The organism is Mycobacterium persicum (assembly GCF_002086915.1).
Lineage (GTDB): Bacteria > Actinomycetota > Actinomycetes > Mycobacteriales > Mycobacteriaceae > Mycobacterium > Mycobacterium persicum.
This window is the reverse complement of sequence record NZ_MWQA01000001.1, coordinates 4,478,218-4,492,434: the sequence shown is the minus strand read 5'-3', so window position 1 is coordinate 4,492,434 and position 14,217 is coordinate 4,478,218. Positions and strand designations below refer to the sequence as shown.

9 protein-coding genes and 3 pseudogenes are annotated in these 14,217 nt (G+C 65.0%); 5 read left to right on the top strand and 7 right to left on the bottom strand.

Annotated elements, in window-relative coordinates; translation table 11 throughout:
* Positions 1-900 precede the first annotated feature (900 nt).
* The 3 genes from B4U45_RS20520 (at position 901) to B4U45_RS20510 (ending at position 6,135) form a co-directional block, all read left to right on the top strand.
* Positions 901-1,467, top strand: a complete 567-nt coding sequence (locus tag B4U45_RS20520; protein WP_075549896.1) for a hypothetical protein — start codon at positions 901-903, stop codon at positions 1,465-1,467.
* Between the two features lie 288 nt (positions 1,468-1,755).
* The gene (locus B4U45_RS20515) at positions 1,756-2,145 is read left to right on the top strand and encodes a hypothetical protein (RefSeq protein ID WP_241780376.1); all 390 of its coding nucleotides are present in this window, start codon (positions 1,756-1,758) and stop codon (positions 2,143-2,145) included.
* A gap of 729 nt (positions 2,146-2,874) precedes the next feature.
* On the top strand, positions 2,875-6,135 hold the full coding sequence (locus B4U45_RS20510) for a helix-turn-helix transcriptional regulator (protein WP_075549899.1): 3,261 nt from the start codon (positions 2,875-2,877) through the stop codon (positions 6,133-6,135).
* Positions 6,136-6,759: 624 nt separating this feature from the next.
* On the opposite strand, the gene B4U45_RS20505 is transcribed toward B4U45_RS20510, so the two are convergent.
* Entirely contained in the window at positions 6,760-7,848 is a 1,089-nt protein-coding gene (locus tag B4U45_RS20505; RefSeq protein ID WP_075549897.1) for an adenosine deaminase, read from the bottom strand.
* The gene (locus tag B4U45_RS20500; protein WP_075549898.1) at positions 7,845-9,131 is read right to left on the bottom strand and encodes a thymidine phosphorylase; all 1,287 of its coding nucleotides are present in this window, start codon (positions 9,129-9,131) and stop codon (positions 7,845-7,847) included. Before B4U45_RS20500 ends, B4U45_RS20505 begins: the two co-directional genes overlap by 4 nt.
* A 449-nt stretch (positions 9,132-9,580) precedes the next feature.
* On the opposite strand from B4U45_RS20500, the pseudogene B4U45_RS20495 reads away from it, so the two are divergent.
* Both B4U45_RS20495 and B4U45_RS20490 read left to right on the top strand, forming a co-directional pair.
* Positions 9,581-10,593, top strand: a pseudogene (locus B4U45_RS20495) (DUF222 domain-containing protein); the annotation flags it as partial.
* Positions 10,594-10,611: 18 nt separating this feature from the next.
* Complete coding sequence (locus B4U45_RS20490) at positions 10,612-12,051, top strand: recombinase family protein (protein WP_180276513.1); 1,440 nt, start codon at positions 10,612-10,614, stop codon at positions 12,049-12,051.
* Here the strand turns inward: B4U45_RS20490 and B4U45_RS20485 are convergent.
* From B4U45_RS20485 to B4U45_RS20475, 5 genes and pseudogenes are all read right to left on the bottom strand, one after another.
* Entirely contained in the window at positions 11,973-12,257 is a 285-nt protein-coding gene (locus B4U45_RS20485) for a hypothetical protein (RefSeq protein WP_082275520.1), read from the bottom strand. The two genes, B4U45_RS20490 and B4U45_RS20485, sit on opposite strands and share 79 nt — an antisense overlap.
* A pseudogene (locus B4U45_RS30745) lies at positions 12,250-12,951 on the bottom strand (replication initiator); the annotation flags it as partial. The pseudogene B4U45_RS30745 and the gene B4U45_RS20485, both read right to left, overlap by 8 nt.
* Positions 12,882-13,199, bottom strand: a complete 318-nt coding sequence (locus B4U45_RS30740; protein WP_479724743.1) for a replication initiator — start codon at positions 13,197-13,199, stop codon at positions 12,882-12,884. The pseudogene B4U45_RS30745 and the gene B4U45_RS30740, both read right to left, overlap by 70 nt.
* A complete protein-coding gene (locus B4U45_RS30735) occupies positions 13,111-13,875 on the bottom strand; it encodes a replication initiator (protein ID WP_479724742.1) in 765 nt (254 codons plus the stop codon). Before B4U45_RS30735 ends, B4U45_RS30740 begins: the two co-directional genes overlap by 89 nt.
* A pseudogene (locus B4U45_RS20475) lies at positions 13,872-14,217 on the bottom strand (FtsK/SpoIIIE domain-containing protein); the annotation flags it as partial. The pseudogene B4U45_RS20475 and the gene B4U45_RS30735, both read right to left, overlap by 4 nt.

The window sequence follows — 14,217 nt, the reverse complement described above, 5'->3', positions numbered from 1 at the left end:
CCCCACCCCCACCCCAACCTCCGGCACCCCCACCACCGACCCCCCACCCGGCTACACCACCTGGCGACGCACCCGGTCCCTCCACCGGTAGCGACGGTCCTAGCGGCTCCGGGGCGCCTGGGGCTCAGATGCTGGACATAGGAGCGGGCCCGGCACCCCAGGCGCCACCTTTGCCGATACCGCTGGATCCGCAACCGCCGGTTCCGCCGCCACCGTCTCCGCCGCCGGGCAAACCACCGCTTGGGCAGCCCCCCATTCCGCCCTGGGCCAGCCCACCGCCACCGCCTTCGCTGCAAGCGACGCGAGACGCCTACGGCAAGTTGACAAACGACATCGACCACCACAATCTAAATCCGCCCAACCCTTCCGACTGGAACGCGGTTCAGGCTTATAACCAAGAAGCCTGGTACTACAACACCTTGAAGGCCCAGCTCGAGCGCCAATTAGATGCGGCCAACGCACAATACACGCCCGCCAACGACGCCAAACGCACCGACATCCCATACTGGACACAACCCGCACCACAACAACCACACACGCCCAGCACCCAACCACAACCGAGCACGTCCCCAAGCCCAACTATCCGACCAGGCTAAGAAAATTGGTGAGGAAGTAAAGACGGTTCCGAAGGGTTCCGGGCAGCTCCAATCATTGGCGGACAAGGTAACTTCCCTGCACCTTGACCAGCAACAGGCTGCGGAGGCAACCGAGATTGCCGCTCAGACAGCGTTCGGTGAAACTGGAGGAATTGCCAACCCTCCCCGATGGAACAAAGGTCATATTACCAAAATACTTACCTCAGAAGGTCGCAATGATGGTGCACCCTGACGGATCGGTGACAGTGTTCAACGGCGACCTGACCGAATTCTTACCTTACCTGGGTCATTGACGGGAGACACGATGGATACAGCCGGGGTTCCTTCCATAGTCGAGTTTGAGGTGTACCTGCTCATGACGACGAAGCTAAGAATGGTCAATAAGGATGCCAGGTTACTGCAAGCTAAACTAGCCGAATTCGGGCTCTCCGTCAGCGACGCGGAAAGTACGCATAAGCGGGTCGGCGAGATTCTTGGTGACAATGACTCCTACTTTGGAAATATGAAGAAGCTACTCGGCATTGCGGACAACGGTGGTGCATCACTCGAATACAGCAGCATCTTGTGGCCTGGATTTGACTTCAAAGCCATCGCAGGTGAAGATGGAGTGCTCGAGTCGGCGCGGTATTGGCATACGAGGCGCGATTCGGGTAATGTCGATTCCCCGATCGGGCTGCCGGCTTGGAGCGTGGATATCACCGAGTTTTCAGAGCATTTTGGTCCGATGACCGGTGGTCAGAAATGGTCGCTGTTTGACAAAATTCTCCCTGGCCACGAGGAGTACGAATTCCAATGGGGCGGGGAGCGTTACGGTGCCGCATTCAGCTGGGGGCTGTTTCTGTGGGTAACGAAGTTGTGGCCTGTAGATTGAGGTATTCAAGGGTTCCATAAGAGTCGCGACAGTTTTCTATGATCTCGCCAACAATATCAGCGGCTCACGCAAGGTTCATCTGATCCGATTGTGACCTGACTTTACTCAATTTGACAAACCATTCGGAAGAGTGCGGCATCTCGATACGCTATTTCACCAGGAAACGCCGCCTGTGCGCCCGAGTTAGTCAGCAGTATGTGAATCATCAAATAACCCCACTAAAGGAATGAATAACTAGTGGATAGACCCTCGGTTGCCGCGATAATCGACTTCGAGGTGCACCTACTCATGACGATGAAGCTGAGAATAAAGATGTCGCATAAGGAAGACCAACTAGCGGCCAAAGTGGCTGACCATGGTCTGTCGGTCGACGATGCGGAACGTATACATGAGCGAGTCGCCGAAGCTCTCGGCGACGAAGCCTCTTATTTTGGAAATATGAAGAAGCTGCTGGGCATTGCCGATCAGGACGCTACATCAGTAGAGTACAGCAGCATACTGTGGCCGGGATTTGACTTCACTGCGATCGCTAGCGAAGACGGCTTCCTTGAGTCAGCGCGGTACCGGCATAAAAAGCGCAATTCACCTACCGCAGGTTCTCCGATCGGACTGCCTATCTGGAGCATGGACGTCGCCGAGTTCACAGAGCGATTTGGCCCTATGAACGGTGGTCGCTAGTGGTCCCTATTCGACAAGCTGCTCCCCGCATATGAAGAGTACGAATTCTCATGGGAAGGAGCGAGTTACGGTGCGGGATTCAGTTGGGGACTGTTCATGTTTTCTGCGAAGTCGTGGGATTAGACATCAAATAGGTATCGCATATTCTAACGTACCGTAAGAATTGAGGACCCTCGATCACACGGTGTGGTCGGTGGCGTAAGAAGGTACGTGTGCAGTTGAACGTCGGTTGACGGGCTTACCCGGATCTGGCGGGGCTCGCAGTTTACGAGAGCAACGCTGTCGCTCCGCAAAGCTGGAGGCGCGAATAGGGCCGCGAGGACGGGCGGCACTGATCAGAGCCGATACATCGCGCGCGCCATGCAGGCGTCCTCGAGGAACGAATAACGCTTGGGGGCGTACCGAGGCGATTGCGACCGGTTCCGCTGGTCGGGCGAGAGGGCGCCAGCCTCGTCGCTGGGGCCACGATTCGACTTGGTGTGGTGCTTCATCGTCGGGGTTCCTTTCGACTTCTTTCTTGAAATCTGGACAATTCGACTGTCCTCGGTGGCGCGGCCGCGGCCATCGGCCGGAATGCGCAAATTTGCCCCGCGGGGGGTCGTACGTCGGCGGTCCGTAGCGACGCCACGTACGCCTTTTCGCTGAGATTTGCGGCTCGCTGCTGGTCGCGCTGGTTAGCATGAGCGAGATCGACCCAATGTGCGGACGTGCCTGGCATGGGACTGGAGCGTGGGCGAGTTGCTGCTTACCGGGACCGTGACGTTGCTGTTGGCCGACATCGAGGGATCGACCCGGCTGTGGCACACGCAGCCCGCACAGATGGCCGACGCGATCAAGCTGCTGGATCAAGCCGTTGACGAGGCCGTCTCTGTCCACGGCGGAGTACGGCCGGTCGAGCAGGGCGAAGGCGACAGCTTCGTGGCGGCGTTCGGGCGGGCCGCCGATGCGGTCGCCTGCGCGCTGCAATTGCAGCGGGCGCAATTGCCGCCGATTCGGCTGCGCGTCGGTATCCACACGGGCGACGTCCAGCTGCGCGACGACAGCAACTATGTCGGCCCCACGATCAACCGCGCGGCGCGGCTGCGTGACCTGGCCCACGGCGGCCAGACACTGCTGTCGGCCACCACCAGCGACATCGTCATCGACGAGCTCCCGGCCGATGCCTGGTTGATCGACTTGGGAAGTCAACCGCTGCGCGACCTGCCGCGCCCGGAACGGGTGGCGCAGTTGTGTCACCCCCAGCTGCGCAACGAGTTCCCTGCGCTACGCACTCCGAAAAGCATTGTGAACCAACGGCTTCCAGTGCAACTCACCAGTTTTGTGGGCCGCGAGCGGGAAATGGCCGAGGTGACCCGGCTGGTGACGGAAAACCGGCTGGTGACGCTGATCGGTGCCGGCGGCTTCGGCAAGAGCCGCCTGGCCATCCAAGTGGCGTCGCAACTGACGTCTGAGTTTCCCGACGGTGTGTGCTACGTCGATCTCGAGCCGATAACCGATCCCGATATGACGCCGATCCTGCTCGCTCGCGCGCTGGGTCTGTCCGACCAGTTGGGCCGGTCAACGGCCGATGCGGTGCTGCGCTACCTGGCCGAGCGGCAGATGCTCATTGTCTTCGACAATTGCGAACACCTGCTCGACGTGGGCGCCGGCCAGGTCAATGCGCCACTGCAGACCTGCCCCCGGGTGACGATATTGGCGACCAGCCGCGAACCGATCAAGGTGGCGGGCGAGCTGACCTGGCGGGTTCCGTCGCTGTCCATGGCCGACGCGACCGCATTCTTCACCGACCGTGCCCTGCTGGCCCGGCCCGACTTCGTCATCGACGACGACAGCGCCGCCATGGTGCGGCAAATCTGCCGCAGGTTGGACGGCATGCCACTGGCGCTCGAACTCGCCGCCGCGCGGGTGCGGTCGCTGTCGCTTTCGGACATCATTGCCGGCCTGGATGACAGCATCCGGCTGCTGACCGGCGGGGCACGCACCGCGCTGCGCCGCCACCAGACCCTGCGTGCATCGCTGGACTGGTCCTACGGGTTGCTCAGCGGGCCGGAGCGGATCTTGCTGCGACGACTCGGGGTGTTCGTCGGTGGCTTCGACCTCGACGCGGCGCTGGCGGTGGCCGGCTTCGGTGAGCTGCCGCGTCACCAGGTGCTCGATGAGCTGGCGCTGCTGGTTGACAAGTCGCTGATCTGGGCAGATAGCTCGCAGGGTCGAACCCGCTACCGGCGGCTCGAGGGTGTGGGCCAGTACGCGATGGAAAAGCTCACCGAGGCCGGCGAAACCGACGTCACCCGAAAGCGATACTGCGACCACTACATGGCGCTGGCGGCGCTGCTCGACAGCCCTGGGCGCACGGACTATCAGCAGCTTCTCGACCAGGCCGAAATCGAGCTGGACAACCTGCGGGTGGCGTTCCTGTGCTGCCGCGAATACTGCGACTTGGAGTCCGCGCTGGCGTTGACGTCATGGCTGCAGCCGCTGTGGCTCAGCCGGGGCCGTATCCGGGAGGGGCGAACCTGGTTCGAAACCATCCTCGTCGAGCCAGACGCGCACCATGGGCAAGTCAGCGCGGCGGTGCGGGCGCGCGCGCTGGCGGACAAGGCCGTGCTCGATATGTTCATCGACACCAGTGGCGGCAGCGTGGACGAGGCTCAACAAGCGTTGGCTATCGCTCGCGAAGTCGATGACCCGGCCTTGCTAGCACGCGCACTCACCGCCTGCGGTTCGACGGCCGGATTCAGTTACCGATCCGATGCGGCCCGAGAGTACTTCGCGGAGGCGACCGATATTGTCCGGGCCTTGGACGATCGGTGGACACTCAGCCAGATCCTGAGTTGGCAGAGCAATGCCGCCGTGGTATCCGGCGACACGATGACCGCGCGCGCCGCGGGCAGCGCCGGACGCGATGTGGCCGACGAGATCGGCGACCGGTTCGGCGCGCTACGGTGCCGGTTGAGCCTGGCGTTCGCCCAGCTGTGGCAGGGCGAGGTGGCCGGAGCCGTCGCGCAGTTCAGCGAGCTGGTGGAGCAGTCGTTGGAGGCCGACGCTGACGTCCTCACACCGCTCATCCTGAAGGGGTTGGGTGATGCGCACGCGTACCGCGGTGACGTGAGCGCCGCGTGGGCGGCGGGCGAAGCGGCGGTCGAAGGTGCCGGAGACGGCAGCGAGTACTTCCTCGGACTGGGCTATGCGACGTTGGCGATCGCGGCTTTCGCCGGCGGCGACATCGATTCCGCGCGCGATGCGAGCACAAAGGCGTGGCAGAACCTGAAATTGCAGCCGCATGTGGCGAATTATCTGCGCCCCACCAAAGCCCGGATCTCGTTGGCGAGCGGCGATGTCGCCGCAGCGCGACACTTCGCCGACGAGGCCGCGTCGGTGCTGTCGGGCTGGCATCTGGCGCTGGCGCTGACCAGCCGCGCCCGGGTGGCGATGGCACAGGGTGAGCCGGAACAGGCCGAGCGTGATGGCCACGACGCGCTGATGGCTGCAGTTCAAGCCTGCGCACACAATTGCGTTCCCGACATCCTCGACTGCCTGGCCGCCATGGCGGTCGGGCACGACAGCCACCGTGAGGCCGCCCGCCTGTACGGCGCGGCGGAGTCCATGCGGCGACGCCTGGGCACCAAACGGTTCAAGAGCTACGACTCCAGCCATGCGGACTCGTTGGCATTACTGCGTACTGCGTTGGGCAGCAAGGAGTTCGACAGCGCATGGGCAGAGGGCACCGCACTGTCCAGCGACGAGGCGATTGCCTACGCGCAGCGCGGACGCGGCGAACGCAGGCGGGCAGCGACCGGTTGGGAATCGTTGACGCCGGCTGAACGTGAGGTGGTCAGCCTGGTGGGCGAGGGCCTTTCCAACAAGGACATCGCCGCACGGCTGTTCGTTTCGCCGCGTACCGTGCAAACCCACCTCACGCACGTGTACACCAAGCTCGACCTGAACTCCCGGGTGCAACTCGCTCAAGAGGCGGTGCGGCATTCGTAGCGGCACCGCAAGCACAACACAGCGGCGAGCGAGCCCCGCATCCGGCGGTCACATCTTTCGCATGAGTCACTGCCTGCTGGCGTTGAGGCTAGGCGGGCTGACCGGTAGGTGCTTCGAGGGTAATCGTGGGGCGGCGGTTGCCGGGCCGATGTGATTCGGACGGCGGACAACGGCTTCCAGGACGCTCATGCCTTTCCGAGGCCACAGAGCTGCCGGTTATCGACGTCTGCGGGCGCAGCACGCATGCACCCCCTTGACGTCTTTTTCCGCACGCCGATACTTGCAGCTTCGCTAAAGCCCTCTTGTCATGGCAGGTGTTCGGGGTCAACCGAGAAGGCTCACGTGCTCACCGGGTCGACTGTCATGCCGCGGTATCGAGTGTGCAATGACGGCTTTCAGTGTGCGTGCAGGGCGGGTACGCCACGATCTGCCCCGCCCGGACGGCACACTCGGCGCCATCAGCGCACACCCGGCGCCGCCAGCGCACACCCGGCGCCGGAGCGCAGCCCCACGACCGCTCCGAGCGACAAGGCGGGGATAACGAACCGGCCAACCCGTCGGCACTCTTGCGGCTGATGTGATGTCACAGTTGCGACCAACGCGGGGCTGCCAGACCCGCACCGACTACCCGATCAGCACCGCGAACCGCGGCTTGATCACCTCGTCGATGATCTCCAGCCGCTCGTCGAACGGAATGAACGCCGACTTCATCGCATTGATGGTGAACCGTTCCAGGTCACTCCAGCCGTAGCCGAAAGTCTCCACCAGGCGGTGCATCTCCTGGCTCATCGACGTGTCGCTCATCAGCCGGTTGTCGGTGTTGACGGTCACCCGAAAGCGGGCGCGCGCCAGCAGGTCGAACGGGTGCTCGGCAATGCTGGCCACCGCGCCGGTCTGAACGTTGGAACTCGGGCACAGCTCCAACGGAATCCGCTTGTCCCGCAAGATCGATGCCAACCTACCCAGCCTGACACCGCCGTCGGGGCCGACGTCGATGTCGTCGACGATCCGCACCCCATGGCCCAGCCGATCCGCGCCGCAGAACGCGATCGCCTCATGGATGGACGGCAACCCGAAAGCCTCACCGGCGTGAATCGTGAAGCGCGCGTTGTTGTCTCGCATGTATTCGAAAGCGTCCAGGTGCCGCGTCGGCGGGTGGCCGGCCTCGGCTCCGGCAATATCGAAACCCACAACTCCCTTGTCCCGGAACCGGATTGCCAGCTCGGCGATCTCCCGGGACACTGCGGCGTGCCGCATCGCGGTGACCAGACAGCGCACCTTGATGGACCGGCCCGCGCCAGCGCACGCCTTTTCACCTGCGGCGAAACCGGCAAGCACAGCGTCGACGACCTCGTCGAACGACAACCCGCGATCGATGTGCAACTCGGGAGCAAAGCGCACCTCGGCATAGACCACCGAGTCGGCGGCAAGGTCTTCCACACATTCGAAGGCGACCCGATACAACGCCTCGGAAGTCTGCATCACGGCCACGGTATGCGAGAACGGCTCCAGGTAGCGCTCCAGCGAGCCGCTGTGCGACCGGGTCCGAAACCACGTTGCCAGCGTATCGACGTCGGTGGCGGGCAGGTCGTCGTACCCGATCTGGCCGGCGATGTCCAGCACGGTCGCCGGGCGCAGCCCGCCGTCGAGGTGGTCGTGTAGCAGCGCCTTCGGTGCCTGCCGAATCATCTCCCACGTGAGCGCAGTGGTCATCGGGTGATCCGATCGATAATCAGGGGCCGCGGAGCCGGCCCGGCCTCCCCGACGCTCCAGCCACCGTCGAGCACGGCCAGCGCCGGGCCCAAGCGTCCGGGAGCGTCGGTGTATAGCGTGAACAGCGGCTCGCCGGCCACCACCGGCTCCCCGGGACGACGATGAATCCGTACCCCCGCCCCGTGCTGCACCCGGGCCCCCGGCCGGGATCTGCCCGCGCCGAGCCGCCAGGCCGTCAAACCCACTGCCATCGCGTCGATGTCGCCCATTGTGCCGCTCCGGCCGGCCGTCACGGTTTCCGAACACCGACCAATCGGCAACGGTTTCGACAAATCGCCGCCCTGAGCGGCGACCAGGCGGCGAAATCGGTCCATCGCGCTGCCGTCGCGCAGCGTCTGTGCCGGGTCGCGGCCGTCGATCCCGGCGAGTTGCAGCATCTCGCCGGCCAGCCGTACGGTCAGCTCCACGACGTCGGGCGGTCCGCCGCCGGCCAGCACTTCCAGGGCCTCGGCCACCTCCAGCGAGTTGCCGACCGTGCGACCCAGCGGCCAGTTCATGTCCGTCAGCAGGGCGCGAGTGGGCACGCCGTGCGCCTCGCCCAGGTCCACCATGGTGTGCGCCAGTTCGCGGGACTGTGCCTCGGATTTCAGGAAGGCCCCGGCGCCGACCTTCACGTCGAGTACCAACGCGCCGGCTCCCTCGGCCAGCTTCTTGCTCATGATCGAACTGGCGATCAGCGGCAGGGATTCGACGGTGCCGGTGATGTCGCGCAGCGCATAGAGCTTGGCGTCTGCGGGGGCCAACTCGCCGGCCGCGAAGATGGCCGCGCCGACGTCGCAAAGTTGTTGGCGCACCCGTTGATTGGACAGCGTCGCGGTGAACCCGGAGATGGATTCCAGCTTGTCCAGCGTGCCGCCGGTATGGCCGAGTCCCCGGCCCGCCGCCTGCGGCACCGCCGCGCCACAGGCGACGACGACGGGCACCAACGGCAGCGTGATCTTGTCGCCTACCCCGCCGGTGGAGTGCTTGTCCACGGTCGGCAGCCGCAGTTCGGCGAAATCCATCCGGGCACCCGAGACCAGCATCGCCGACGTCCATCTGGCGGTCTCGCCGGAGTCCATGCCGCGCCAGAAAATCGCCATCAACAAGGCCGACATCTGTTCCGGGGCGACCCGGCCGTCGGTGAAGGCCTTGATGACCCAGTCGATGGCGGCATCGGATAACCGACCACCGTCACGCTTGGTCCGAATTACCGTCGGCGCGTCGAATTCGACGTCCGTCAAGACGATTCCTCGGCCAGATCGGGTCCACCGACACGGGACGCGCCCAACCGGACGGCGGATACGCTCCGGTTGCTTCGTCGTTTACCTTGTCCCGCAGCAGCTTCCAGCAGCTCATCGTCGAGCACGCGATAGAGGGTACCTCGCCCGACGCACCCGACTTGCAGCCGTTCTCGTCGAATGCCCCGCTTCGGCAGATCGGCACCGCGGGTGACTACCTTCGCGGCGGGCAACCGCGATGGCCGGTCGGGGTATGCCGTTGGGCACAGTCGTTGCAATCCGTTGACGAGGACGGAGAAGGAATCGAACCTCGCGACGATGCCGCCGCTCCAGGGCTCGAAGCCGGCTCGGATGCTGGTCAGGTACCACGAGTAGGTGACCGGCTCCGGGGTTCTTGCCTTGCGGAGATCGGGCGGGCCGGAGTTGTCGGTGGTCGCTGCGATGATGTGGTTATGTCTTCGACCGCCTCGTTGGGCTGTGCGCCGAGGCTGCCGAAGGAGCGTTTGGCGGTGTTGTTGCGGAGTTGTCGGAGTTGGCCGGTCAGCGCAATGCGATTGATGGGCGCATCGTGGAGATCGCCGCCGAGATCGATCGCGACGAGCTGTGCGGGATGACCGGTGCACGGTCGGTGGCGGCGTTGCTGGCCTGGAAGCTGGGCTCGTCTTCGACCAACGCCCACACGATCACCACGGTGGTGGGCCGGCTCGAGGAGTTCCCACGGTGTGTGGCGGGCATGCGGCAGGGTTGGTTGTCGCTGGATCAGGTCGGGGTCATCGCCGCTCGCGCCGGTGCGGGATTGGAGGAGCATTACCTGCAGCTGGCCCGGGTGGCCACGGTCAACCAGCTGCGCACCGCGGTCAAGCTGGAACCGCGACCCGAACCCGATGCTGGGCCGCAACCGCAGCCCTCGATCACCAAGACCACCGATGAGCAGTTCAGCTGTTGGCGGATCAGACTTGCCCATGACGACGCGGCGAAGTTCGACGCCGCGCTGGCCTCTCATCGTGAGGCGCTGATCACCGAGTGGAACCACGATCACGACACCGCCGCGGGCGCCTCAGATACCGCGCCGCCGGTGCCGAGCAACGTCGAGGCGTTCCTGCGGCTGGTCGAGACCGGCTGGGACACCGAGGCGACCCGCCGCCCCCACGGCCAACACACCACGGTGCTGGTGCACGTCGATGTCAAGGACCGCATCGCCGCACTGCATCTGGGTCCGCTGCTGTCTGACGCCGAGCGCCGCTACCTCAGCTGCGATGCCACCTGCGAAGCCTGGTTCGAACGCGACGGCCAGCTCCTCGGCGCCGGGCGGGCGACCCGCGTGATCAACCGCCGGCTGCACCGCGCCCTGGAGCACCGCGACCAAACCTGCGCAGTACCCGGGTGCGGGGCCACCCGCGGCCTACACGCCCACCATCTGCGGCATTGGGAGGATGGCGGCGCCACCGAGCTGGACAAGGTCATACGTTGTTAAACTACCCTCATGTCTCTACGGAAATCTGCTGGTCAGCGTGTTGGGGTGTGCTCGGCGGCGATTTATGCCCGGATTTCCTCGGATGCGGAGGGCACGGGGTTGGGGGTGGCGCGGCAGGTGGAGGATTGCCGCAAGCTCGCCGCTGATCGGGGGTGGCCGGTCGGGGCCGAGTATGTGGACAACGATGTGTCGGCGTTTTCCGGCAAGCCCCGCCAGCAGTATGCCCGGATGCTCGCTGATCTGGCGTCTGGTGATCGTGATGCGGTGATCGTCTACAACTTGGATCGGTTGCATCGGCGTCCGGTCGAGTTGGAGGAGTTCGTCACGTTGTGCGAGTCGGTGGGGGTGCGTGATGTGGCGACGGTGACCGCCGACATCGATTTGGGCAATGATGACGGGTTGTTCATGGCCCGCATTTTCGCCGCGTTCGCCGCCAAGGAGTCCGGCCGCAAGTCGGCGCGCATCCGGCGGAAGATGTTGCAGAACGCGCAGGCTGGGTTGCCGCATGGTTCAGCGCGCCCGTTCGGGTATGAACCGGACAAGGTCACCGTGCGCGAATCGGAGGCCGCAGTGGTCCGCCAGATGGTGCACCGGTATCTGGCGGGCCAATCCTTGCGGTCGTTGACCATCTGGCTCAACGAATCGCAGATCGCCCCGAGCGTGGCGAGGTCGTGGCAGACTTCGGCGGTGCGCCAGGTGTTGTCCTCGGGCCGTATCGCCGGGTTGCGGGAGCACCGCGGGGAGGTGATCGGTGCGGCGGTGTGGCCAGCGATCATCACTCCAGCAGAGCGTGATCGGGTGCTGGCCCGCATGGCGGCACGCTCGGTGACCAAATCCCGCAGCGCACGCACGTATCTGTTGTCGGGGATGTTGCGCTGCGGGCGCTGCGACAACCGACTGTATTCCCAAGCCCGACATAGCAATCCCGGCAATCGGACACTCCGGTATGTGTGTTTGAAGGGGCCGGATCATGGTGGGTGTGGCCGGTTGACGGTGGTCGCCGCCCCGGTCGAGGAACTGCTGACCGAAGCGGTGCTGGCACGGCTGGATTCACCGCGGCTGGCCGAGGTGCTGGCGGGCAAAGCCACCGCTGATGCCGATGTCGCCGCTTTGGCGGCTCAGCTCGATGCGGATCAGGAACGTCTGGATGAGCTGGCGGGGTTGTATGCCGATGGCGCCATTACCGCCCGGGAGTGGATCGCTGCGCGTGATCCGATCACCGACCGCATCACCGCGGCCCGCCGCGATATCGCCGCCGCCACCGACACCACCGCGGTCTACGAGCTGGCCGGCACCGGCGCGATACTGCGCAGCGGGTGGGCTGACCTGGACCTGGGCCGCCAGCAGGCGATCATCAAAGCGGTGCTCGATCACGCCGTCATCGCCCCGGGCACACCGGGTGCGCGCCGCCTGGACATCGACCGAGTACGACCCGTCTGGCGGGTGTAACCCGCCGGCGACGGCCGGTGATCGATCCCGAGCAGGGTGGCGATGCGGGCGATGACGGCCGGGTCGGTCACGGTGACTGGCAGGTTCTGGCGTTCACATGAGGCGGTCAGCCAGGCGATGAACTCGGGCCGCTCATGCAACGGCACCGGCTGATCGCCGTTGTTCCCCGTGTCGGTGGTGTCGGCATCGGGCGTGGCCTCAGCCATCACCGCCCCCTGGTGGTGCCGGCCACCGGTTGCCGGTGCGGGAGCGGGTTTCGGTGATGGCAGTGATGCGGGCGGCGATGTGGCGCAGGGCTGCGGAGACGACCAGCACTCGGTCGCCGGCGTTGGTGTGTCCGGCGTGATCGAACTCCCAACACACGGCATCGGGGTCGAGTGGGGCGTAAGGCCGCTGGTCGGGGCCAGTCACCGCGCCGTCGGGTGGGGTTTCGTTTCGTTGCGCTGCGTCTTTCGTCAGCTGTTGGCGGGTCCAGGTGGCGCGGGCGGTACGCAAAGCACTCATGGTGGTGGAGTAGTGGCGCGATTTGGTGATGATGTGCCCGCGATACCCGAGGGTGTGTAGCCAGCGTCCAATCCCCGCCACCGCGGCGCTGCCGTGTTCGGCCAGCTCGGCGATGGTGTCCAGGATGGCCCGCACATGGTCGCTGACGGCCAGCTCGCCAATCGCCTCGGCGGATAGGCGTCGGGCGCTGATGCCGAAGTCGTGCAACGATTTGGTGACGTATTTCGCCAAATATGCAGCGACCCAGCGCGGTGAAAGCCGCGACGATCCGGCGGTTGCGGCTCCCGTTGCCACGGAATCGGTTGCGGTCGTGTCGGTTTCGGGTATCAGTGCTTGGGTGTCGATTTGGGTGCCGAACCGCACCGTGCGCATCCCGCCCTGGTTGGGTAATCGTCGTCGTCGGCGGGCACGTCGATGCTGACGCGACCGGCAGCGTGTTGGATCAAGGCGGCCAGCTCGGCGGCGGTGATCGGTGACGACCAACCAGGTTGCTGGTCGGTGATGTGACGGGGCTCCCCACCACCCCGAGGGGCGGCGGGGCCGTGACTGATGCGGTCACCCGATGCCGTGGTAGGCCAATCTCCGGGTGGGTCGAGGCGGATCAGTGCGTGAATGTGCGGGATGGCGCGGGCTTGCAGTTCCACCACCTTGACGAAACTGACCCGCACCGAATCCGTAGTCAGTCCAATGGCTTTCAGGTGTGATGATGGCGCGTCGTAGCGTGACGGTGAAGCGCCGCCACAGTTCGGGCAGCTGCCATGCGAACAGCACATGCCCGAGATAGTCATAGCAGGCCGCACACAAGGGTTGCCCCGCCACCGGATCATCGGCGACGTGGATTGTGTTACAGCGCAGGGGTTTTCCGTGTCGGCAGTGAGTAGACGACCTGTTGGCCTTGGTGTGGCAGGGTGTGCCGGTGGCGTTGTGCACGGCCCCGTAGCCTGGTGCAGTCAAGGTGGTGAACACTTGCGGATGAGTGGCGACTTCAGCGTGTACGTTGTGGTGGCCGCCGGCGGCTCCGGCGTGCACCAGCTGCCAGGTGTCGCGGGCATACAGATCTGAGCACGATGGGCACACGGCGGCGCGGCGGTTGTTGCAGCGCGTCCACACCGTATGCTGACGCCCGCCGTGGTCGTCACCGACCAGTTGGATCGGGTGGGCGCAGTACCCGACCGATTCCACCCGCCGCCACCATGTTTCGAAGCGTGGTGAGGAAGCGCGTCGGCACATCTGGGTGATCACCGCATCGGCATCGATGGTGAACGGCCGGCCCGGCAGCACGAACATCGGCTGCCCGCCAGTGACGGCGAGGGTGTTCACCGGTTTCCCTGGTCGCCCGGGCGTGGTGCCCGGAAGGTACGGGCCAACGCGGCGATGTCGCGGTCGGTGACGTGGAAGGCCCTCACCCGTAACGGGTCGGCGGTGCCGTCGATCATCACGTACCCGACCCCGGGGGTGCCATCAGGGATGAGGTCGCATTCGGCACCGCCATCGCGGGCGCCGTGGCCGAGCACCATTGCGGTCTGGGTGGCTTCGGTCATGCGCAGTCCGATGCGCACGGTGAACAACTGCCGCACCGGCAGGGTCTCTTTGGCCGGGTCTTGTACCGCGGCCACCACCGAAATCCCGACGGCACGCCCCTGCGACAGGAGCAGGCCGAGC